The following is a 23,497-nucleotide window of genomic DNA, read 5'->3' as shown; positions in this document are numbered from 1 at the left end:
GATCGTGACCGATTACCGCTCAGATGAGCGACCCACCGCGCCGGACCCGGCCCCCCGAACGCGCGGTCAGCCGACCAGCCCCACGACCGCCCAGACGGTCTTCGCACCGGCCGGCTCGGGGATCAAGCCCCAGTTGACGGAGAGGGCGGAGACAAGGAGGAGTCCCCGGCCCTGCGTGTCGTCGCCGTCGGCGGGGACGTCGGCGGTGGCGGGGACGCCCCCGGAAGGCGGCAGGAGATCACCACGGGGGTCCGTGACGTCGATCCGCAGTACGGACGCCCTGGGCGTGACCGGCACAAGGGCGAGTCCCAGCCGGAAACCGCGTCCGGGCACGCGGCCGTGCAGGACGGCGTTCGCGGCGAGTTCCGCGACGACCAGCTCGGCGGCCCGTACGCAGTCGTTGTCCGGCGACCACCCCCACGCGTCGAGCTGCTGCACGGCAAGCAGCCGCGCGAGGCGGGCGCTGCGTCGGGTGGCACTGAGCAGTTGCGTGAACCGCTGGGCGGAGACGGCTGTTCGAGCCGTGGTGATCTCGGAGTCCATGCAGCTCAGCGTGGCCGGACCGGGGACCCCCCGGCCAGGGGACGGGGCGGTACGGGAGGCACGCGTACCGGCGTGGAGCACCGCGCGTACCACCGGTCGGGCACGGGCGGGCGACGATGCACGTGGGGGTGATCTTCACCCGTTGGTCACTGTGCGTGTGCGATCGCTCGTACTCTGGTGACGACAGCGGGCGGTACGGCGGGCCGGCGTACCGGTCGGGCAAGGGTTGGTCGGGGCGGGTCGGACGGTGGACGCGATGGCAGCAGCGGATGCGCGGGCAGTGGTGGAAAGCCGGGATGCGGAGACGGGGGACGACCGGCTGCGGCCCGGCCCCGAACCCGCCGACGAGGAGTACGGGGACGACGGGGACGGCGGCGGGGACCTGTTCCGGACGATCGGCCGCCAGGTGCGGCTGCTGCGGGAGCGGGCGGGGTGGACGCAGCGGGAGCTGGGCGAACGCCTCGGATACGGGGAGGACCTGATCTCCTCCCTGGAACGCGGCAGGCGGACACCGCAGCCGGAGTTCCTGCGGGCGGCGGACGGTGTTCTCGGTGCGGGCGGGCTGCTCCGGGCTGCGGAGGAGGACGTCGTACGGGCGAAAGCGCGGGCACGGGTGCGGCATCCGGCCTGGTTCCGGGACTATGCGCGGCTGGAATTGACGGCAGTCGAGATCAGCTTCTTCAGCACGGTGACCGTGCCCGGTCTGCTCCAGACCGAGGACTACGCGCGTACGACGTTCATGGTGCGCCAGCCCCTGCTGGACGAAGCAACGATTGAACAGCGGGTCATGGCACGGTTGGCTCGGCAGGAGATCCTGACACGCTGGCCCGCTCCGATCGTAAGCGCCGTCATCGACGAGGCAGTGCTGCGACGGGAGATCGGTGGAAGGGCCTTACAGAAAGGGCAGTTGGAACATCTGATGGCACTGGGCAGGCTCAGGAGCACCACCATTCAGGTACTGCCTCTGGCTTGTGACGAGAACCCGGGAGTGGACGGCCCTTTCATCGTGCTGACCCCCAAGGGGAAACCACCGGTCGGATACCTGGAGGCCCAGGGGGTCAGTAACCTGATCACGGATCCCGATGCAGTCCGCAACCTGTCCGCGCGGTATGGCAGCATCCGGGGTCAGGCACTCACTCCGGGTGAGTCGCGGTCCTTGATCCAAGAGCTGCTGGGAGAGTCATGATCACCGAGGCGGCATTCTCGACGGCGCAGTCATCGGAACCGGCCTGGTTCAAGAGCAGTTACAGCGGGGGCGAAGGCGGCGAATGCGTGGAGGTCGCGGTGTGCGCCGGTGCCGTTCACGTCCGCGACTCCAAGGACCCGGCCAGTGCGCAGCTCACGGTGGCGGGGCCCTCGTGGACCGACTTCGTGCGCTTCGCCGTCCAGGCATAGATTCCCCCTGTCAGCGGCGCCGTCTACTGTTCAACGCATGGCGCTGACGGACATAACCACCACCGAGATCCTGTGCGCGATCGAGGAGTTCGACCGTGTGGGGCAGGAGTCCTTCCTCCACGGCCGCTTCCGCCCGGCACGCCGGTACCTGCTGGCGCGCAACGGCAGGCAGTACGACTCGAAGGCGATCGTCGGAGTCGCGCACGGCGAACGCCCCCGGCCCGACCGGCTCGCCGCCGCCCGGGTGTCGCAAGCCGTCGATCACGGAGCGGCGCTGTGACGGCAGGAGGGACGCACCGGGTCCCGGCCGACATGTTCCGGTTCACCACCGGTGACCGGGCACCGCTGTACTCCGCGATCCTCCATGCCTTCGGCGACGCGAACGAGCGGCTGGTGACGGCGCTCGGTCTGGACGACGTACGGGAGCGGCTGCGCGGCGTCGGCTGGTTCGACGCGCTGACCGACGACGACCTGACCCAGGCCCTGAAGCAGCTGCGGGAGTGGCAGTTGCTGGACGTGATCCAGAACCACGCGGAGAACTACCGCACCGCGCAGGAGTACGAGCGCCGCAACCTCCAGTACTCCCTGACCCGGCGCGGCGAGGCGGCGTTCGCCGGCGTGCAGCACGCACTCACCGTCCTCGCGTCGACCGGCGCCCTCCAGACCGCCGTGCTGGACGCGATCGCGGACCGGCTCGCGGAGCTGGACCGTCTGCTGGCGGACACCGGCTCCGGCGACCGGCGGATCTTCAGCACCCTCCAGGAGCTCGAAGGGCACCTCGACGCGCTGCGCGGCAACACCAAGCAGTTCAACGGGGAGCTGCAGCGGCTGCTGCGCACCGACGGCGCCGAACTGTCGACGTTCCACGAGGTCAAGGGCGCCACCGTGGCCTACCTCCAGGAGTTCCTCACCAACCTCGACCAGCGGGCCCACGCCGTCGCGGCGGCCGTCGCCCGGATCGAGGACCGCGGCCCGGAGACGCTGTGGCGACGGGCGCTGCGCGGCGCCGAGCTTCCGCCGTCCGGCGGCGCCGACCCGGCCTCCGAGTGGCTCGCGCGCCGCCGCGCCCGCTGGGAGGGGCTGCGTGCCTGGTTCCTGCCGGCCGACGGCTCGCCCGCCCGGGTGGAGCAGCTGCACCATGTGGCGCGCCGCGCCATCGTCACCCTGCTCCAGGTGCTCGACAGGATCACCGAGTCGCGGCGCCGCTCCACCGGCGCCGTACAGGACTTCAGGGAGCTGGCGCGCTGGTTCGCCGCCGCGCCCGCCGACGACGACCTGCACCGGCTGTGGTCGACGGCGTTCGGGCTCGGGCCGTCCCGCCACGCACATCTCGCGCACGCCGACCCCGAGTTGACGTCGGCCACCGAGAGCTGGCGCGACGCCCCGCCGGTGGAGGTGTCCGCGCTGCTGCGCACCAGTGGCCGTACGGAGCGTTTCACCCGCACCGGCCGGGTGCGCGACGTGGCGGAACTCAAGGCGGCGAGAGCCGAGCGGGCGCGGGCGGAGCGCGCCGAGCTGGAGGCCGCCTGGAGTCTGCTGCGCACTCAGGCCCCGGTGCGGCTCTCGCACTTCGGCGCGCTGGACCACGAGGTCTTCGAGCGGCTGATGGATCTGCTCGGCCGCGCCCTGGCCGTCCGCCCGGACTCCACGGGGGTGCGCCGGGCCGTGACCGGCGACGGCCGGGTGGAGGTGGTCCTGCGGCCACCGGCCGCCGGCGCCGCCCCGGCCGTGCTGCGTACGCCGCGCGGCACGCTGACCGGACCCGATTTCGTCGTCGAAGTACACACGGCCGGGGCGGCACCGGCCGGGACACTTCCGGCCGGGGCGGCCCTGGAGGAGGCGACCGGATGAGCAACTTCGCCAATCAACTGGTCGTCGCCGAACGGGAGGAGCTGGCCCGCTGCATCCGGACGCTGCTGGCCCGCCCGCTGCTCACCGAGCGCTCCGACCCGGCGGCCTTCGACCTGGTGCGCCGGCGCCGGGATCCGCTGATCCACTGGTTCGACTACCACTGCGGCTGGACGCTGGTCGTCGAACCGCGGCTGGGTTACGCCCGGTTGCTGAAGGTCCGGGCGGACGCGGACGCGACGCGGCCCGCCCGGCGGACCCGCCCGGGACGCGCCCCCTTCGACCGCCGGCGGTACGTCCTGCTCTGCGTCACCGCCGCCGAGCTGCTCTCCGTACCGGTCACCACCATCGGGCTGCTGGCCGACCGGGTGGTGCGGGCGGCGGCCGCGGACGAGGCACTGCCCGCCTTCGACACCGCGCAGCGTGCGGAGCGCGTGGCGTTCGTCGACGTACTGCGGCTGCTGGAGTCGTACGGCGCCCTGCAGACCGTCGACGGGACGACGGACAGCTTCGCCGACTCGGCCGAGGCGAAGGTGCTCTACCGGGTGGACGCCACCGTGCTGATGCGTCTGCTCGCCGCGCCGTGCGGTCCTTCCCGCCTCGCCGTCCCGGCCGCCGCGATACCCGGCAGGTTCGAGGCGCTGCTGACCGGTCTGGTACGGGAACGGCGGTACGGGCCCGCGGCCACGGAGGCCCCGGACGGCTCAGGGACTCCGGGGACTCCGGGGATCTGGGAGGGGCCGGAGGACCCAGAAGATCCGGACGGTCCGGACGATCCGGAGTCCGGCACCCCGGAAGCCCACGCCTCTCCCGTACAGCGCAATCTGTGGCTGCGGCACTCGGTGCTGCGGCGCCTGTTCGACAACCCCGTCCTGCACCGGGACGACCTGACCGGGGCCCAGCTCGGCTACCTCACCTCCCCCACCGGCCGCCAGATCCTGCGGCGCGCCGCGGAGCAGGCGGGGTTCGTGCTGGAGGAGCGCGCCGAAGGGTTCCTGCTGGTCGACCCGGACGCCATCGCCACCGACAGCAAGTTCCCCGACGACGCGAGCCATGCCAAGGTCGCCGCCCTGCTGCTCCTCGACACGCTCACCGCCTCGCCCGCCGGGTGCACGTCCGAGCAGCTGGCCGCCGAGGCGGAGAGCCTGCTGGGGCGTTTCCCCCGCTGGGGCAAGGCGTACCGCACGGAGGGCGGGGCCGCGGCCCTGGCCTCGGACGCCGTACAGGTCCTGGCCGAGTTCGGTCTGGTACGCGGCGAGGGCGGCCGCGTCGTCCCCCGGCCCGCCGCCGCCCGCTACCGGGTCACCGGTGCCACTCTCAAGGAAGAACCCCCCGCATGACGGTCACCGCCCTCCCCCGCCGCGCCTCCGCGGACTCCGCAGGCTCCGGAGCCCGCGGCCGCACCCCTCGCTGGCAGCCGACCCGCGCGGGCGTGCTCAACGTGTGGCGCTACTACGACGAGGTCTTCACCTTCCACCGCGGCCGCCTGCTGCTGCGCGGTCCGAACGGCACGGGCAAGTCCAAGGCCCTGGAGGTGCTGCTGCCGTTCCTCTTCGACGCGAGCCTGCGCCCCCACCGGCTGTCCACCTTCGGCGGCTCCGAGCGCACCATGCACTGGAACCTGATGGGCGAGGGCGCCACCGGCCTCACCCGGGTGGGATACGTCTGGCTGGAGTTCCGCACCGGACAGGAGCAGGGACGGGAGCAAGGGGAGGTCCCGGACGGCGGCGGCGACGCCTGGTTCACCGTCGGGGCACGGCTCCAGGCCGGCGAGCGGACCACGTCGGTGACCGCCGACTTCTTCACCACCCGCCGCCGCGTCGGTGTCCCCGGCGGCTTCGACCTGGTCGACGACGCGGGCCGGCCGCTGACCAGGGCCGCCCTCGCGCAGGCCCTGGCCGGGCACGGCGAGGTGCACGCCTCGGCCTCCGAGTACCGCGACACCGTACGGCAGACCCTCTTCCCGGGACTGAACGAGCAGCGCTACGACGCGCTCATCACCGCACTGCTGCAATTGCGTACGCCGAAGCTGTCCCAGCGCCTCGACCCCTCGCTCCTGTCCGAACTGCTCTCCCGCGCCCTGCCCCCGCTCGACCAGGGAGAGATCTCCGAGCTGGCCGACGGCTTCGAGCGGCTCGACCGGCGGCGCGAGCACCTGTCCCGGCTGGAGGACGAGGTACGGGCGGCGCAGGCCCTCGGCGCCCGGCAGCGCGCGTACGCCCAGCGGGTGCTCCGATCCGGCGCCGCCGCCGTGATCTCGGCGACGACCGAGATGGACAACCGCACCCGTGCGGCCCGGGAGAGCGAGGAGGCGCACCGGGCGGCGGTCGAGGAGCAGGGGCGGGCCGAGGCGGAACACGCCGAGACCGAGGCTCTCGTCGAGGAGCTGGCCTCCAGGATCGAGGGCCTCACGGAGTCCGACGCCTACCGCCAGGGCCGCGACCTCGACCGGCTGCGGCAGCAGGCCGCCGACGCCCGCCGGGACGCGCGGGATCGGCGGGCCAAGGCGGGCGCGGCCCGTGAGACGGCCGACCAGGACGCCCTGCGTCAGGAGCGGGCCCAGGAGGCGGCCGATGCGCAGGAGGAGAAGGTCCGCAGCGCCGAGAGCGACACCTGGCAGGTCGCCCGGAGCGCCGGAATGACGGCGTCCTGCACGGAGGTGGCCACCCTGCTCGCGGCGGGATCCGCGGACCGGGCCCGGCAGATCCTGCACGGCGCGGTGCGGGGGCGGCGGAGCCAGGTCGAGGAGGTGCGCGGGGCGCTGTCCGCCCACCGGGCCGCGACCGGCGAACGTACGACGGCCGAGGAGCGGCTGGAGGAGTGCCGGGCCGACCTGGCCTCCGCCTCGGAGCGGCGCGCCCGGCGGACGGCGCAGTACGAGCAGGCGGTCGCGGCCCGGGCCGAGGGGCTGCGCGTCTGGGCCCGGCAGTGCGCGGAGCTCGCCTTCGACGGCGGCGCCGTGGAGGAGCTGGCCGCCCGCGCGACGGACGAACCCGAGGTGCTGGCGCTGACCGACGCGGCCGTCCGCGCGGTCGAGCACGCCCTGACCGCCGCGGAGACCACCGCCGCCTCCCGGCGCGCGGCAGTGGAGGCGGAGCGCGAGGCGCTGGCCGCCGAGGCCGAGACGCTGGAGCAGACAGCCGAACTGCCGCCCGCTCCCCCGCCGTTCCGCACGGCCGACCGTTCCCGGCTGATGGGCGCCCCGCTGTGGAAGCTGGTGGCCTTCCGCGACGAGGTGCCGGCCGGTACGCGCGCGGCGGTCGAGGCCGCGCTGGAGGCGAGTGGTCTGCTGGACGCCTGGGTCGCCCCGTACGGCGGTGCGTTCGCCCTCGGCCACGACACCTTCGCCGAGGCCGACTGGTCGGTGCCCGCCCCGGGCCGGTCCCTGGCCGAGGTGCTGCGGCCGGAGCCGGGGGCACCGGTCGCGGCGGAACGCATCGGCCAGCTGCTGTCCGGCATCGCGTACGACGACACCCTGCCGCAGGGGCACGGCGCCGCGATCGGCGGGGACGGCACCTGGCGGCTGGCGAGCGCGACGGGGAGCTGGGCCAAGGCGGAGGCCGCCCACATCGGCGCGTCCGCGCGCGCCCGCGCCCGCGAGCAGCGGCTGGCCCGGCTGGCGGCGCAGCTGACCGCTCTGGACCACGAGATCACCGGACTGGACACCGCGCTCACCGCTCTCGCCGGCCGCCGCGCCGCCCTGGAGGCCGACCGGCGCTCGCGCCCCGACCACCGGGCGGTCGTCGCTGCGGAACGCGACCTCGACCGGGCGCAGGCCGACGCCGCCGCCCGGGACGACGCCGTGCGGTCCGCCGTCGCGCGGCTGAGCCGGTGCGAGAGCGCGGCGCAGACCACCCGGGCCCTGCTCGACCAGACGGCGGCCGAGCACGGACTGCCGGCCGATCCGTCGGCGCTGGACGCGGTGGCCGAGACGGTCCAGAGGCTGCGGGACACCGCCGACCAGTGGTTCTTCGCCCACCTCCAGCTGGCGTCCGAGCGGCGTACGGCGGCGGAGGCGAAGTCCCGCGCCGAGCGGTCCGGCGAGGCCGCCCTGGGGCTGGAGGCCGAGGCGGGCCGCGCGGAGTCGGGCGCCCGCGCGCTGGCGGCCCGGCTGGAGGAGATCGAGCACACCGTCGGCGCGGAGTACGAGGAGGTGCTCGCCCGCATCGAGGAGCTGCGCGCGTCGCACCGCGCCGCCCTGTCCGGCCTGCGCGACCTGAACGCGCTGCTGCTGAAGGTCGCGGGCCGTATCGGCTCGCTGGACAGCGAGCGGGTCACGGCCGCCGCACAGCGGGACGCGGCGTTGACGGCGCGCGACACGGCCGCGGACCGCTTCCGCCGCCGTCTGCGGCTGGGTTTCGCCGTCGACGCGGGGGCCGAGGTGGCGGTGAGGGCCGAGGAGGGGATCAAGTCCACCCTGGAGGCGGCCCGCACGATCGGGTCGCTGTGGCCGTCCGTACCGTACGGGCCGAAGAACATCGCGGACGCCCTGGGCCGTCTCGCCGAGACCGTCCACATCAGCCGGCAGGCGCTGGGCGAGCGCGCCGACCTGTCGCTGGAGTCGGACGACGACGTCCAGGTGTTCTCGGCGGCGATGGACGGCATGCGGACGGGCGCCGCCGGGCTGCTGGCCTCCCTGACGGCCGAGCGGGACCGCAGCCAGGAGGAGATCACCGCCGACGAGCGCGAGCTCTTCGACCGTACGCTCACGGGCAACACCCGGCGCCATCTGGCCGCCCGTATCCGCCAGGCCAACGAGTTGGTCGACGCGATGAACTCCCGCCTGGAGCGGGTGCGTACCGCCTCCCGGGTCGCGGTGCGCCTGGTGTGGCAGGTCGATCCGGCGCTGCCGCCCGGCACCAGGGCCGCCCGCGACCTGCTGCTGAAGGATCCGGTGCGGATGTCGGACGGCGACCGCGAGGCGCTGCACCGCTTCTTCCGCGACCGCGTCGAGGAGGCCAAGGCGTCCGACACGGCGAGGAACTGGGAGGAGCAGCTGACGCGGGTGCTGGACTACACCGCGTGGCACCAGTTCGTGGTGAGGCTGGACCGTGCGAACGGGCAGGGGTGGCAGCTGCTGACGAAGAAGCTGCACGGCGCGCTGTCGGGCGGGGAGAAGGCCATCGCCCTGCACCTGCCGCTGTTCGCCGCCGTGGCGGCGCACTACCAGGCGGTGCCGCGGGCGCCCCGGCTGATCCTGCTGGACGAGGTGTTCGTCGGCGTGGACGCGGCCAACCGGGGCCAGATCTTCGCGCTGCTGTGCTCGCTCGACCTCGATCTGATGCTCACCTCGGACCACGAGTGGTGCACCTACCGGGAGCTCGACGGCATCGCCGTGCACCAGCTGATCACGGGCGGGATCGAGGGCGGGGACGGGAGCGGCGGCCCCGACGACGCCGTCACGACGGTCCGCTTCGTCTGGGACGGCACGGACCTGCGGTCCGAAGAGGAGCCGCGGTGAGGCACCCGGAGGCGGAACACTCTCCGGCGGGCCACTCTGCGGCGGGGCACCCGCTGGACCGCCCCGGACTGGCGCCGCTGTGGCGGGCGTTCCACGACCGGCTGTCCACCGGGCAGCCGGTCGCACGGGTACGGGTCGGCCCCCTGGACGAGGCCGCGCAGAACGCCGTCGCCGACCTTCTGGGCCTGGACCGCCTCCCCGGCCCGCGCCCCACCCTCTCCCTGACCCGGCTCGACCAGGCCCTCCGCGACAGCTGCGGCGAGGACACCCGCTCGGTGGTCACCGCGATCGTCGGCCCGGTCGGCGACCGGGCCGCGGCCCGCGCGACCGACCGGGCCGACCGCGCCGCCCTGTGGGAGTGGCTGGCCACCCACCCGGTGGTCCTGGCGCAGCCCGCCCTCGACGCCTGGGTCGCGCAGGTACGCCGCGCCGGCCTGACCGGCGGCTCGGTGGCCACCACCCGGAGCACCCTCGCCGACGCCCTGCGGACCCTGTCCGCACTCCCCGCGCGGGGCGAACCACTACCGGTCTTCGCCACCCGCATCCTGAACGACTCCCACGCCCTCGACGACGGAACCCGCCTGTCCGGCCTGGTCCTGCGCGCCCTCGCCGCGCTGTACGACACGGCCGCCCCCGAGTCGGCCTCCGAACGGCGCGCCCTGTGGGCCCGGGCCGGAATCGCCGACGACGCCCTGTCCACCACGGTCCTCACCGCGGGCCTGCGCCCCACGGGCGACGGCCCGGTGGCCCACGCCGTGACGGCGTACTCCCGCGCCGGCCACGCCACGCACCTCACCCTGGCCCAGCTGCGCACACCCGGCGAGCTGCGCTTCCCGCCCACGGTGGTCCACATCACCGAGAACCCGAGCATCCCGGCCCTCGCCCTCCAGCGCTTCGGCCCGGCCTGCCCGCCCCTGGTGTGCACGTCCGGCTGGCCGAACAGCGCCGTACTCCTCCTGCTGCGCCATCTCGCGGAGGCGGGGGCCCCGCTCCGCCACCACGGCGACTTCGACGGCGAGGGCCTGCGCATCGCCGCCCACGTCCTGGCGAAGACGCCGGCCACCCCCTGGCGCATGTCGGCCAGCGACTACCTGACGGCCCGCGCCCGCACGGATCCGGGCCCGCCCGTCGGCAGAATCACCGAGGCCCCGTGGGACCCCGCCCTGTCCGAGGCCCTGCTCACCCACCGGACCGCCGTCCTGGAGGAACACGTGGCCGAAGACCTGCTGGCAGACCTGTCCCGGCACCCGGCCACCCGGAACGGGCCGACCGCCTGATCCGTGCGCGGTACCTCCTGTCCCGCGTACGCCCTACTCTCCCGCGTACGCCTTCCGAAGTGCGGAGATGTCGAGCTTGGACATCGAGAACATCGCCTCGGCGGTCCGCTTCCCCTTCTCCGGGTCCGAGTCGCCGAGCATGTCGAGGAGCCCGTCGGGGACGACCTGCCAGGACACCCCGTACTTGTCCTTCAGCCAGCCGCAGGGGCCTTCGGAACCGCCCGCGGAGAGCTTGCCCCAGTAGTAGTCCACCTCGTCCTGGTCACCGCAGTGGATCTGGAACGAGACCGCCTCGCTGAACGTGAACTCCGGCCCGCCGTTCAGCCCGACGAACCTCTGGCCGTTGGCCTCGAACTCGACGGCCATGACGGACCCGGCGGGCCCCGGCCCGGCCCCGGTGTAGCGGCCGATCCGTCCGAGCTTCGAGTCCTTGAAGATCGAGACGTAGTGCTCCGCGGCCTCCTCGGCCTGCCCGTCGAACCACAGACACGTGGTGAATTCCCTGGCAACCATCGGTTCCTCCCGCGTCCGGCGCATGAGCGTGTACACCCATGAAGACCGGCCCCGCGCCCGAAACTCATCGGTGTCCGACAGCCACCACACGAACAGCGCGTCGGTCCTCACGTGCACACGTGCTGCGAGGACGGGCGCGGGAAACGTTGCGTCGCACAACGAAATACCCCACGGTCTACGAGAGACCGTGGGGTGTGTGCTGGTGTCCGAGGGGTGGCACGGCGGATGTATACACGCTAGCGACGGAGGAGCGGATTCAGCTGCCGTAGTCCGAGTCGCCGGGCTGCACGAGCCTGAGATCCCGGCGCCAGTGCAGCCCCGCCACGCACGCCGGCGAAGAGCTATGAGCGGCCGCCGGTCCCCCTCGCGCACAACACGGTCGAGCTGCACCAGGGCTATCCCCTGCCAGGCGAAGGCCGTCTCCACGTCCCGCGAACTTCCAGGTGAGCAACACTGTTCGGGACTCTGTTGGAGACCGGAAGGAAAAGAACAAGTTGAGGAATCCAGCACTAGTCGGTTATGACGTCTTCAGGGTGAGAGCCCAGCTCTCACCCTGAAGGTCTCTGTGGAGTGCTCAGTTCATCCGCTTCAGATCCCGGACACTCATACCGAACAACACATTCGGCTGCGCGTACTTGAAGGTGTATCCAGCGACGAGAGCAGCGGCGATGAACTCGCCGTTGCTGACGTACCTTTCAGTTGTCCGCTCCATCACATGTTTCGCGGCATAACTGCTGATGGTAGGGGTCTTGATCGGCGTGATGTGCTCACGCAACCACGCGACCGTCACCAGCACCCTTTCCACACCTCCGGCCAACTCCTCGCGGCCAGCGGCGAGTTCGGCCCGGCGCTGTGCGGCTGTCTTGCGCAGGGGGTCGAAGACCCCAATGCCGTACGAGTTGAGTTGCGGATGTTGCTGCATCACCTCGGCCAAGGCAGTGATCCGCCGACGTGTCTCTAGATAACCCGCTCCGGTGATCGCCTGGCGGGCGCGAATCTCAACCTTGCGGCGACGGTTCTCGGTCATCGTGTGCTCCATCTTGCGAGACGTCCCACGTCCGCCCCGCCGTGGACTATTCGATGACCTGACGGAACACTGCTGCGCGATTCGGGGAACCTTGTCTTCGCCATCACGATGGACGTGGGACCATCATGACTCGGAGCGGGCAGGCGCTAGCTGCCAGGTACAGCATACGCCTTGTCTGCAACTGCTTTGCCGTGAAATCAGGATTCAGGCGACAAGTTGAAGTAAACGGAGGAGTTGTCGGGTGGCCTCGACAGCTTCTCGTTCGGCCTCCGGGGCGTCGACGTCCCAGTGAGCCACGCTGTCGCGGAACTTCTTCACAACGTCGAGGCGCTCCAGGAATCTCTGTTGATCGAAGGGCCAGTTGAGCTGCGTCCACAGGTCCTCTTCCTGAAAGACGTGGCGGTACTCGCCGAGGGTGATCATGCCTTTCCTGTCGAGGATGTTCTGCGTGCGGGTCGGGAGGTCCTCACGGTTGTAGCGGTTGAGAGTGCGGCGGAGGCGGAGTTCGACCTCTTCGAGGAGGGTGAAGGGCTCGATGCGGAGCTTGAGCTGGTCGGCGATGTCGGAGGCGGTGAGGACACCGGTGACGACGTGCTCGGAGTCGACGATGACGAGGAAGCCGTGCTGGCGGAGGTCCTGGATGCGGGAGAAGAGCTCTTCGTGTTCGCGGGCGGTGGGGGCGTCGTGGTCCGTGACCTCGGCAATACTGTGGCCGCGGCCGGTCAGTTTGGCCCTGGCGATCGACTGCCAGGTGACGACGCCCTTGGCGCGTCCGTTGCGGTCGACGACGGGAAGTTGGGAGTAGTCAGCCTCGACCATGTGGAGGTAGGCGAGTCCGAGATCGCCGTCGACGGGGACGGTGGTGACGTCACGGGCGAAGGGGAGGGTTCCGATCCGCCAGCCGAGGTCCTTCTCGGTGGACGTCTTGCGCGCTGAACTTCCGGAGGTGGAGTGGCCGCTGAGGTGGACGCTGTCCGGGGCGGCACTTTCCTCGGTGGCGACGTCTTCATCGGTGGCGGAGACCGTGACCAGGTCGTCGAGGCGGACGGAATTGTAGTGGGGCTCGACCGTCAGGCCGCGGACGGCGAGTTCATGGTCCACGAGTTCGGTGACGCCGACGGTTCGTCGGGACCAGCCCCACAGGCCGATGAGATCTCGGGCCGCGAGCTGCCGGGTGCCGGCGTCGGCGACGTCCGCTTCGAGAGCGGCGATGTCGACCGGCGGATCGACGGCTCCGGTGTATCCGGGGTCGTGGCCTTCGTCGACGAGTGCCGTGATGCGGCGGACAGCGTCGCGGCGGGTGAGCTCGCTGATGGTGAGATACGCACCCATGCTGTCGCGGAGGTCGCCCTTGACCGCCGCACGGTCCAGGTCTCGTACGCGCCAGTCCGCTGTACGGACGTGCCGGTAGCCCGGAGGCTGATCGGCCCGGTACTCGTAGGGGCCGGTGAGCTTGCCGATGGCGATGATCTGCTGGAACTTACGGGGCATGACGACGAAGTCACCGATGTCCATGGTCAGGAAGCGCCACAGCTGGTGCTTCCAGCTGGCCACGGTGCCTGGACCCTCGTCGGGATACGTCTGCTCGAGGAGCACTCCGACTTCCTCGATGGATGTGCAGGAACCGAGGTCGTCGACTTCTTCCCAGCCGGCGATGGTCAGCCCTTGTTCGAGGGCGGCGGACTCCAGCTGCCCCTCTCGTCCGCCACGTATGGTCCAGGCGCGCACGATGTCATGTCCTCTCGGTGAAGCACGGGAAGGTCGGGCCGGTGGAAGTCAGGACCTCGGTCCGTGCAGCTGTCGAATCGTGGCCGGTCAGGCAACCGAGGAAGCCGAGGAGCTGGACGGCGGGCCGTCACCCTTCAACAGACTCGCCGCGCTGTGCGCGATCTTGTGAACGTTACGGGGCAGGAAGCGGCTGGGCCGCCCGTTCCAGGTCACGACCAGTTCGTCGCGGGCGCGGGTAGCCGCGACGAAGACCAGCGAGCGGGCTCGTTGTTCTTCCTGGCGGTAGCGGTCCGGGTTGGTCAGCCGGTACGGCTCGATGCGCTGGTGCGGGACCTGGCCCTCGGAAACTCCGGCGATGAACACTCGCTGGAACTCGAGGCCCTTGAAGCGGTGCATGGTCCCGATGCGTACGCCGGGCTTGTTCTCCGAGACTCCGTCACTTTTGATCTCGATTACGGGCACGGGGTGGTCCGAAGTGGCGAGAGTGTAGGCGAGCTGGGCCGCCGCGGTGCGATCGAGGACAGCCACGGCCATAGCCTCGTACGGCGTTCCGTACTTCTCGTGACGTTCCGCGAGCATGGCCGCCAGGGCGCGCTGTTCGGTCTGCCAATCGGGTGCATACCAGTACTCGGGGGCCCGGCCGGTGAGGACGGAGCGGTAGCCGTCGAGGGTGTCGTCGCCGAGGTCCATGTCGTCGAAGGGCTGTCCGGCGAGGAGTCCTCCGGCGCTGCCGAGAATTTCGCGGGTGGTGCGGTAACTGAGGGTGAGACGGCGTGAGGCGCGGCCCGGGGTGCGGATGCCGTAGTGGCTGAGGACGGAACGGTGGGCGTAAATGCGCTGGTGGGCGTCGCCGACGAGAAAGATGTCGTTCGGTCCCTCAGGGACCAGGGCCCGGAGCAGGCGCCAGTGGGATGCCGAGAGGTCCTGTGCCTCGTCGACCACGATGTGGCGGAAGGGCAGGCGGGGGGCGCTGCCGCCCATCAGGCTGGCGGCTTCCCGGTGGATCAGGTCCCGGCCTCCCCGTTCTTCCTTGTACTCCAGGAAGCGATCGTACTCGCGCTTGCGCTCACCGGCGATACGGGCCGCCTCGGCGGCGACGAGGTCGAAGGTCGTCCGGCGCGGAGGCCCGTCCAGGTGCGCCCGGTAAGCCTCGACCAGCTCCCAGATCTCCCGCTTCTGCTTGACCGTGATGCGGGCACGTCCGGGGCGGCTGACGCCGCGGTAACGGTCGTAGCGGGTGCACTGGTTCGCGAGGATGACGTGGCGGAACTCGTCGTCGAGGAAGTCGGCGTCGTAGTGCCCATGCTCGGACTCGGCGAGAACGGTGTGCCAGAGATCCATCGGCGCGTCGTCCTGGAGCGGAGCGCCGAGGTCGACGGACGGACTCTCGGCCACGATGCGCCGGGCGAGAGCCTCGACGGACTCGATGCGGACCCGCTTCAGGACGTCGTCGCCGCCGAGCTTGCGCAGGCGCTGGCGCAGGTCTTCGGCCAGGCTGGTGTTGTACGTGGTGAGCAGGACGGGGCGGTCGTGGCCCGGCGGAAGCAGGGAGACGAGGTGGCGGACGCGGTGCAGGGCGACCACCGTCTTGCCGGTGCCGGGGCCGCCGGTGACCTTGGCCGAGCCCTTGAAGCGGGTGGTGGCCAGGCGTCGCTGTTCGGGGTGGAGGAAGAGCCGCCAGGCTTCGAAGGAGTTGCCCAGAGCGTCGAGGACGGCGTCGTCGTCGGTGGAGACGAGGCCGGGGTGGCGAGCGGCGCCGGCCCAGTCCTCGGGGTCGGCGTCGGGGGTGTGCCAGGCGTCGGTGATGTCGCGCCGGACGTGCTCGACCGGGGTGCCCTCGGCGAGAGCCAGGAGGACGTCCCGGGTGAGCTCGGGGACGTTGTCGACGAGCAGTGCGTCCAGTTGTTCCCGGGAGGTCATCCTGCGGATGGACGGCAGGAGGGAGCGGCTCACCCCGAGGCCCGCCAGGTCGTCGTCGCCGATCCGGGCGAACAGCGCGCTCGGCAAGGCGGTGACAGGGGCGGGCGAGTGCTGCGGCCGTGCGGCCCCTGCCGGTTCCTTCTCCCCGGATTGGGAGGAGAAGGCCAGGACGTTGTCGGACGCCCTTACCTGGTCGATGACCTCAGGGAGTCCGGATACGGGGTTGATGGAGACGGTGAGCCGGGAGAGTTCCTCGTGGGCCTGGGCGCCTTCGCGTACCGCGAGCACAGTGAAGCGGCTCTCCTCCGTGCACAGCAGGAGGACCGCATGGTGAGGTGGAACGGCAGCGATCAACAGATCCCCGTTGGCGCCGGCCGCGCGCAGCGGCTCAAGGCGCAGGGAACGGTTGGCGCGGTCCTCGCGCAACCGCCTTACGAAGTCGATGACTTGGCTGTTCGCCTGATGACTGAGCCGCTGCAGGTCCTGCTGCACCTGCTTGCTCATGATGACCCGGGTGCTTGCTCTGGGTGTCATGCGTCCCCCTCCTGCCGGTTCGCAGAGAAGCTGAGCAGGCGTCCGGCCAGTTCATCGATCGACCATCGGTCGACGGGGCGGACGTCCCATCCCTGTCGTGCGAACTGCGCCATGTCGTCCTTGTTCTCGGCCACCTCGGGCGACACGACCCCGATCTTCTGCTGTGGCCAGGCGAGTTCCACTGCCATGGTCACACCGGTCACGTCCCAGAGAACCTCGGCAACCGGAAGATTCGGATGCTTCCCCGCGTACTCGGCGATGAACCGTCCGGCGAACTGCTGCACGGCCAGGTCGCCGTCGCTGAGGTCGTCCTGGATGACGCGCCAGACGGCGAGCTCTGCCGAAGTGTGGTGCTCCGGCTCTTCCTGGCCGGCGCGGCCGGAGCGCGGCTCGGGCGCTTGCTCCACGGCCTCGGCCGGGGATGGGGACCTGCCGGCCCCGGGCAGTTCATCCGCGGCAGGGTCGGCGGCGGAAAGACCGTGTCCGGCCTTCTCCTCCCGGAGTGCGGTGAGCAGACCGGTGGCGGGCCCTGCCGTGGCCGCGAGGAGCGTGGCGTCGAAGTCGTCCACGGCGGTACGGGCCAGGGCGACGCCGTCGGCCTGGCCCGTACCCGTGGGGTCAAGGAACTGGATGAGGTTTCCCCAGTTCAGCCAGGCCTTCCAGCGGCGCTTGTGGTCGGGGCGGTCACCCTTGACGGCATCCTGACGGTCGTCGAGCACGGTGAGCGCGCTCCACACCTGCTTCTTCTCCTGGCGCCGGTCGACGACAAGGAGCAGCGGCAGGCCGGAACCGTCCTGAGCCTGGACGAGGGTCAACCTCTGTCCGACGGGCCGCGGAGGAGTCTGTCCGCGCAGGACGGCCTCAATCCAGGGAACCGCGCTGGTGGGGTCGGCGGACACGGACACCGGCTTCGGCTCGGTGGTCAGGAGGCCGGTGAGGGCGCGGACCGAAAGTGCCCGCCACAGCTTCTGGTTCGGGTGGCGCAGATAGCCGAGGAAGGAGGGGATGGCCCCGTTGTACACGTAGGAGTCGAGTACGGCGGGATTCTGCTTGGCCGCGACCCACTTGGCGCGGACCTTGCCACCGGGCGACTGCTCGCCTTCGACGGGATACGGCGGCCAGGCGGCGTCGGCGGCTGGGCCGGCCATGACGCGGGCGAGGGCGTCGGGCACTTCGGCAGCCGGCGTTGCACGGCCCGGCGCCTTGGCCGCCGCCTGCTCGGTCAGCTGCTTCTCCCAGGCCATGACGTCGTCCCAGGTGATCTGCCAGACGAGCATGCCGTCGGCGCGGAGCCGGGCCCGCTTGGCCGCGTCGGAGGCGATCCGATTGGTGCGGGCCGAGGCGTGCCAGCGGTAGCCGTCGAGGTAGACGGCTACCGGTAGTGGTCCCGGTCCGGCCTGGGCCGCGGCTCCGGCGACAGGGCGGAAGAGCAGATCGGGCCGGGTCCGGTAGCCGGTGAGGTCCTTCTGGGCCACGACTTCCCAGTTCACGGCTCGCCCGTCGGGGCTGCGCAGGGCGAACTGCTTGCCCTGGCGCCCGGTGGGGGTGGTGCCGTGGTCGGCTCCGCCGTTGCCGGGGAGGGCGAGCCAGGTGTCGAGGCAGGTGATGAAGCGGCGTTCCAGGTCGCTCTCGGCCTGTTCGGCGAAGCGGATGCGGTCCTCGGCGCTCCGGTCTGTGTCGCGGGACGGCCGGCGGTCGATCTGCCAGCCGCTGTGGCCGTCGGGACCGAGGAGCCCTTCGAGCATCCAGAGGGCTTCCTGCCGGTCGAGGTCCTTGTACTCGCGCTGGGTCTGCGCGTACGGCAGCAGGCAGCGGTGGCAGGCGCGGCGGCCGGGGATCGACTGGCACGGGCAGGTGAGCAGGACCCGCTGGGCGGCGGCGAGGACGGCGCGGAAGTCTCCGCCGTCGTTGTCGACGAGGCGCTGGAGGTAACCGGTGCCGCCGGGCAGGGCGTCGTACAGGACCAGGTAGTGGCGGGTCAGTTCGGTGTCGCGGTCGGGCTCGGTGGCGGGGGTGGAGCGGATGTGGGCCGGGTCGCCGCCGTAATGCCGGGCGAGGCCGAGGTGGAGGGCGGCGGAGAAGGAGGCGAGGCGTTCGGGAACGTTCAGGGTGGCCGCGGGCAGCAGGATGCGCAGGGCCTCGGTGCGGTGTTCGGCGGCGGTGAGGACGCGGGTGAGGTCGCGGGGCGCGGTGCGCCGGTCCCGGCGGCGGACGACGCACCACGGGAAGTGGTGGGCGTGGTCCGGGGAGTTGAGGACGGACTCGGAGAGTTCTTCCTGGACGGGTGTGTGTCCGGGCTCGCGGTCGGTGGCCCCGCCGCACAGGGGGCAGAGGACGAAGCCGGTGACGTTGGTCTCGGTGCCCGCGAAGAAGGTGTCGGCGCGGCGGCCGGGGCGGGCCCGTCCGAGGTTGAAGCGGCGGATGACGGCTTCGCGGACATGGTCGACGCCGAAGGTGGCGCGGGTGTGCCGCCAGCTCTCCTTGACGTCGTCCGGGTCGATGTCGACGGCGGTGACGGTGGTGTAGTTGATCTGCTTACGGGTCTCGCTGTCGTCGATGATGCGGGCGTCCTCGCGCTTGTCGCGGGAGAGGACCTTGCGGGGCACGACGACGGTGTACAGGGCGGTGCGACCGCCGATGGAGGTGCTCGCGCAGCGTGGGCAGGGCCGGGTGTTCTGCTCGGCGTCGTCGCCGGTGCGGGTATGGCCGCACTCACCGCACACCCGCCAGGTACGCAGGACCGGCGGCGCGGCGTCGGCGCCCTCGCCTTCGGCCGGCGTGCTCTGAGGGCCGAGGTCGAACCCCTCGATCACGTGCCGGTAGCCGCGCGCGTAGTACGAGTTGCCGGGGGCGAGTTCGCTGAGCGCGGCGGTGGCGGGCCGGTCATAGGTGCGTACTTCGGGGCGCCACCGCGCCCGCTCGGCAGCAGGGTCGGCCTCGCCGGCGCGGGTCCGGCGAGGCGGCCGCTTGTGGTTCAGCGTCGCTTCGAGGCGGACGCCTTCCTCGACGAGGCTGTAGTTGGGCAGCAGGCCCTGTTCGACGAGGAACGCCTGGGCACCGATGTTGTTGAGCTCCTGGAACCTCTCGCCCAGGGCGGCGGCCTCGCGGCCGAGCGCCTTCTTGTCGCGTGCCTCGTCCTCGATGTTCTCGTGGAGCGAGTCGGCGGCCTCGTTGATCTGGTCGCGGCGGGCCTGGAGGCTCGTGCGCTCCGCCTTCCAGGCCGCCTCGGCCTCGCGCAGGTCCTTGGCCAGCCCCTCCTGCGCGTAGGCGAGAAGCGAGCGGCGTGCTTCGGCGGACACCCCGGAGTCGCGCACCGACTCGATCTCGGGGAAGAGGGCCAGGAACTGTTCGGCGTAGTCGGTGCGGCCGGAGGTGGCCCGGACGAAGGCCGTGGCCCAGCCGCCCCGCGCGAAGAGGAGACCGGCGCGGTCGACGAGCGGAGGTACGTCGTGCAGTCGGCCGCGGGCGGCCAGGTCGAGGAGATAGGCGGTGTACTGGCGGCGCAGCAGTTCGCTGGCGGACAGGAAGCAGCCGGGCGGAGTGACAGGCCCGTCGATCAGGTGACGGGGCTCGGACAGGTGATAGAGGGCACGCGGGCTGTTGTCCGCGAGGGACACCATGAACGCGTTGCCGGTGGCACGTCCCGCCCGGCCGACCCGCTGGACGTAGGAGGCGGTGGTGGACGGCAGGGAGGCGAGGATGACCGCCTCCAACTGGCCGATGTCGATGCCGAGTTCGAGGGTCGGTGTGCAGGACAGCACGTTGGGGTCGGTGTGCAGAGTGCCACGCCGGAACCCCTTCTCGACCGCTTCGCGCTCCTTTCGCTTGAGTACGCCGGTGTGTTCGGCGGCGACCACGTTGTACGGGCCTGACTCGCGGTACAGACGCCGGTAGTAGTCGTAGCGGTAGTCACGTCCGGCACGTCCCGCCGCCGAGGCGGAGGGCACGGTCAGCAGGCCGTCGCACTGCTTGAGCGGGCAGCGCATGCCCTGCCAGACGGCGGTCCGCTCGGGTGCGACAGTCTGGGTCCAGCCGCAGTCCGGGCAGGTTACGGCGGCATGCGGGGTCTCGGAGTCGGCCAGGGGCCGCACCCGAACGTGTCCGGCGGTCAGGCCGTACACGCCGGGGCCGCGCTGCTTGCCCTTCTTGGCGTCGCCGGTCGCACGGTGGGCGAGTGCGCCGATCTCCGGGTCGGCGAGCCGGGGCAGGAGCGCTGTGATGAAGGCCGCGGCGCCTGCGCGGTCCAGGCCGCCGAGGCAGCGCACGGTGTAGTCGGTGAACCAGCTCTCGGCGGAGTCGGCCCTCTCGAAGTCGGTACGGCCCGAGGCCGCGCCGAGCAGGACGAACGAGGGGGCCTGGGCGCCCCGGGGGAAGGCGGGCATGCCTTCGGATCGCAGACCGGTGAGCAGGTAGCGGTTGCGGCCCTCGTCGGCGACGAAGGCGTCGAGCCAGCGGTGGAAGATGCCGCCGCCGGCTCGGATGTGTTCGAGCAGCATCCGCACGTATCCCTCGAAGCGGCGCAGCCGCTCAGGGCCGGAGGCGGGCAGCTCGCCCTCCGCGGCCCGTGCCGTGGAGCCTTCGCCGTCCTCGGCTCCGCCCTCTCCGTCGTCGTCGGGCACGGCGTCGACGGTGGGCAGCATGGAGTTGAGCTGCTGTTCGTAGAGCGCCTGGGCGGTACGGGCCGCGAGTTCGGGGTCGGGCAGGTGGACCTCGGCGGCGACGGTACGGGTGAGTTCCAGGGTCCTGCCCCAGCGCGAGCTGAAGCCGAACTCCTGGAGGGTGTTGAACGCGAGGCGCTCACCGACCAGTGACCAGGACGGTTCACCGGCCTGCTTGGATCCGGCGAGGAGCTTCTTCACCCGGTCGATGTCACGCATGTCCGGCGGCACCACGGAGGACAGCAGCTTCTGCTCCTCGTCGGCGGCCCGCACAACCAGGTCGGCGATGACCTCGTTGAGCGGTACGCCGTCCGCCCCCTCGTCGGTGTTCTCCGCCGCCCGGCCCTGGAGCTGTTCGTACAGCAGGGAGCGCAGTGAGAACTTCCAGGCGCGGCTGGCGACGAAGCCGGCCCGGTGGGCGGCGTCCTGCACGGAGTCGTTGAAGATCAGGGTGCGGCGGCGGTCCCCGTCCTGTTCGTCCCGGGCGGGCAGCTCGCCGCCGGTGAACAGCTGGGTCACCACGACTGAGGTCAGCGGGGCGATGCCGGCGCCGAGGAAGCGGATGCCCTGGCTCTGGCCGCAGGCCGGGCAGCGGTCCTGCTTGGCGAACTCGTCCTGGTCCCGGTTGTGGATCCAGGCCGTGACGAACACGCCGTTGTCCGGTGCCTCGGCGAACTTGCCGCCGTCGAGCAGGACCTCGTCCGGGTCGAGCGCCCGCAGTTCCTGGCCGTTGTCCTCAAGGACCATCACGGTCGCCTGGCCACTGGTGCCGCGGCGCCCGCGCCGGGTCCGCTGGTCGCGCAGGAGCCGGGCCTGTTCGGCGGCTTCGGCCGGGGTGGCTTCGATGAGGGCCCGGACACGGCCCTTCGCCGCGCCGCCGGAGACGCTGCGCCGGTAGATCTCCTCGGGGGCGTGCTCCAGCTGCAGCGGGTTCCGCTCGGGGCAGACCGCCGCCCAGCCGGACCGGCCGCAGTGCCGGCAGTACGCGGCCGGCAGCCGTCCCGTCCGCTGGACACGGCGACGGCGTTCGGCCTGCGCGGCGGCGGACACGATCGCCCGGTCGGAGGTGGCCGCCGGACCGAGGGGCTCCCCCGGTCCGCCGTTCGGGTTCGGAGCGGTCAGTGCGGCCTGGTCGGCGTCGGTCCAGGAGAAGACCGGCTCCGGGGCGGTGAAGCGGAGGACCCGGGAGAGCGACCGCACCCAGAGATGGGTCTCGATCATGACGAGCGGCCGCTCGCTGCCCTGCGGAGCGTGGGGGTTCCGTGCCTCCGACAGCAGCGCCACGAAGCGAGCCAGCGCTGTCTCGGCATCGGTCGGGTCGGACAGGGCGGCCAGCCGCCAGGCGGAGGTCGGCTCGAACGCGCTCAGCGCTTCGAGGGCGGAGACCGGACTGTGCACGTCCGCCCGGAGCAGGGCGTGGGTGAGCGGGTGGGCGAGCAGCCGCCGTCCCAGAGTGCGCGGATCGAGGTCCGCGCTGCCGAGGACCGCGCGGGCCACGTCGGCCAGCGCGCCCTTCTCGCGTGCGGGGTCCGGGAGGCCGGCGAGCTCGGCGGGCGTCGGCACGGGCAGCGTCGGGTCCACGGGGGCCAGGAACGCCTCCACCGGGAGCCGGTCCTCGCCGACCACCGCGTCGTCCGGGAACCTCGTCCCGAACACCTGCGAGGCGAAGTCCAGCATCGGGCGCGCGTCGCCGTCCGCCCCGGGGCGAGAGGGCTCTCCGGTCCCGGCGGGTGCCCCGCCGCCGGCCGATCCGAGCGTCGCGGACGTGGCGACCGGGCAGATCCTCCCCAGCGGCCGGCCCGGCTCGTCGGCACCGGCGGCGACCGCGAGGCGCCGCAGGAGCATCGCGACGTCGGTGCCCTGCGCCCCGTCGTACGTGTGGAACTCGTCGATGACGATGTACGCCAGGTCGGCGTCGCGCCACAGCGAGGCGTCCTGCTGCCGCTGGACAAGCAGGTCGAGCATCTTGTAGTTGGTGATCAGGATGTCCGGCGGGTTGCGCCGCATCTCGGACCGGTCCACCATCACCCGCCCGTACGGCGACTCGGTCCCGGACGCGGACGCCTCACCGATGTACAGCCCGGCCGTCACTCCCGCGTCGAGCAGCCGCTCGTCCGCCAGGAGGTCACCGAGACGGGACGCCTGGTCACCTGCGAGCGCGTTCATCGGGTACAGCAGTACGGCCTTCACGCCGTGCTTACCGGCGGACTTCTCCCGGCGGCAGTGGTCCACGACGGGGAGCAGGAACGACTCGGTCTTGCCCGACCCGGTGCCGGTGGTGACCAGTGTCGGCTGCGGGGTCCGGCCGTCCTTGGAGGACAGCCGGGCGAACGCTTCCGCCTGGTGCGCGTACGGCGTGAAACCCGTCTCGTACCAGTCCAGGTGCTTCTCCCAGCCGTCCGCCGCGGGCCGGAACGGCCGCCGGATGCGGAGGTAGGGTCCGCGGAAGATGCCGTCGGCGGGGTCGGTGAGGAAGTCGGTCAGCGCGTCCTGGGTGTCGGGCTCGGCCAGCGCGAACGTGGTCGTGAGGTACTCGACCGTGGTGTCGCGCAACTGCTGCGCGGCGAGGGTGGGTCTCATGACGCGCCGTGGC

The 23,497-nt window shown here is 71.9% G+C and carries 13 protein-coding genes; 7 read left to right on the top strand and 6 right to left on the bottom strand.

Annotated elements, in window-relative coordinates; translation table 11 throughout:
• Positions 1-66: 66 nt before the first annotated feature.
• Positions 67-543, bottom strand: coding sequence for an ATP-binding protein (locus ABD374_RS27770; protein ID WP_344498661.1), 477 nt, complete (start codon positions 541-543; stop codon positions 67-69).
• Between the two features lie 247 nt (positions 544-790).
• On the opposite strand from ABD374_RS27770, the gene ABD374_RS27765 reads away from it, so the two are divergent.
• The 7 genes from ABD374_RS27765 to ABD374_RS27735 are packed head-to-tail and all read left to right on the top strand — an operon-like array spanning position 791 to position 10,524.
• Positions 791-1,729, top strand: a complete 939-nt coding sequence (locus tag ABD374_RS27765) for a helix-turn-helix domain-containing protein (protein ID WP_425577376.1) — start codon at positions 791-793, stop codon at positions 1,727-1,729.
• Positions 1,726-1,938 (top strand): DUF397 domain-containing protein, encoded by a 213-nt coding sequence (locus ABD374_RS27760; RefSeq protein WP_344498659.1) that lies wholly within the window; start codon positions 1,726-1,728, stop codon positions 1,936-1,938. The genes ABD374_RS27765 and ABD374_RS27760 overlap by 4 nt, the downstream gene beginning before the upstream one ends.
• A 37-nt stretch (positions 1,939-1,975) precedes the next feature.
• Positions 1,976-2,218: a ScoMcrA-related endonuclease gene (locus ABD374_RS27755; protein ID WP_344498657.1), complete on the top strand. Its 243-nt coding sequence runs from the start codon at positions 1,976-1,978 to the stop codon at positions 2,216-2,218.
• Positions 2,215-3,789 carry a TIGR02677 family protein gene (locus tag ABD374_RS27750; RefSeq protein ID WP_425577375.1) on the top strand — a complete coding sequence of 525 codons (1,575 nt, stop codon included), beginning with the start codon at positions 2,215-2,217 and terminating at the stop codon, positions 3,787-3,789. Before ABD374_RS27755 ends, ABD374_RS27750 begins: the two co-directional genes overlap by 4 nt.
• The gene (locus tag ABD374_RS27745; RefSeq protein WP_344498655.1) at positions 3,786-5,126 is read left to right on the top strand and encodes a TIGR02678 family protein; all 1,341 of its coding nucleotides are present in this window, start codon (positions 3,786-3,788) and stop codon (positions 5,124-5,126) included. Before ABD374_RS27750 ends, ABD374_RS27745 begins: the two co-directional genes overlap by 4 nt.
• Entirely contained in the window at positions 5,123-9,247 is a 4,125-nt protein-coding gene (locus tag ABD374_RS27740; protein WP_344498653.1) for a TIGR02680 family protein, read from the top strand. The genes ABD374_RS27745 and ABD374_RS27740 overlap by 4 nt, the downstream gene beginning before the upstream one ends.
• Complete coding sequence (locus ABD374_RS27735) at positions 9,244-10,524, top strand: TIGR02679 family protein (protein ID WP_344498651.1); 1,281 nt, start codon at positions 9,244-9,246, stop codon at positions 10,522-10,524. The genes ABD374_RS27740 and ABD374_RS27735 overlap by 4 nt, the downstream gene beginning before the upstream one ends.
• 33 nt (positions 10,525-10,557) lie before the next feature.
• Here ABD374_RS27735 and ABD374_RS27730 read toward each other — a convergent pair whose 3' ends face one another.
• The 5 genes from ABD374_RS27730 to ABD374_RS27710 form a co-directional block, all read right to left on the bottom strand.
• Positions 10,558-11,037 carry a VOC family protein gene (locus ABD374_RS27730; protein WP_344498649.1) on the bottom strand — a complete coding sequence of 160 codons (480 nt, stop codon included), beginning with the start codon at positions 11,035-11,037 and terminating at the stop codon, positions 10,558-10,560.
• Between the two features lie 574 nt (positions 11,038-11,611).
• A complete protein-coding gene (locus ABD374_RS27725) occupies positions 11,612-12,064 on the bottom strand; it encodes a hypothetical protein (RefSeq protein WP_344498647.1) in 453 nt (150 codons plus the stop codon).
• Positions 12,065-12,268: 204 nt separating this feature from the next.
• Positions 12,269-13,792 carry a CBS domain-containing protein gene (locus ABD374_RS27720; RefSeq protein ID WP_344498645.1) on the bottom strand — a complete coding sequence of 508 codons (1,524 nt, stop codon included), beginning with the start codon at positions 13,790-13,792 and terminating at the stop codon, positions 12,269-12,271.
• An 87-nt stretch (positions 13,793-13,879) separates the two neighbouring features.
• Positions 13,880-16,246 (bottom strand): UvrD-helicase domain-containing protein, encoded by a 2,367-nt coding sequence (locus tag ABD374_RS27715; protein ID WP_344498643.1) that lies wholly within the window; start codon positions 16,244-16,246, stop codon positions 13,880-13,882.
• On the bottom strand, positions 16,243-23,484 hold the full coding sequence (locus ABD374_RS27710; RefSeq protein ID WP_344498641.1) for a DEAD/DEAH box helicase: 7,242 nt from the start codon (positions 23,482-23,484) through the stop codon (positions 16,243-16,245). Before ABD374_RS27710 ends, ABD374_RS27715 begins: the two co-directional genes overlap by 4 nt.
• Positions 23,485-23,497 lie beyond the last annotated feature (13 nt).

The sequence above is a fragment of the Streptomyces enissocaesilis genome (assembly GCF_039533765.1).
GTDB classification, from domain to species: Bacteria; Actinomycetota; Actinomycetes; order Streptomycetales; family Streptomycetaceae; genus Streptomyces; species Streptomyces enissocaesilis.
Note: the sequence above shows the minus strand (reverse complement) of the source record. Positions and strands in the feature narration are given on the sequence as shown.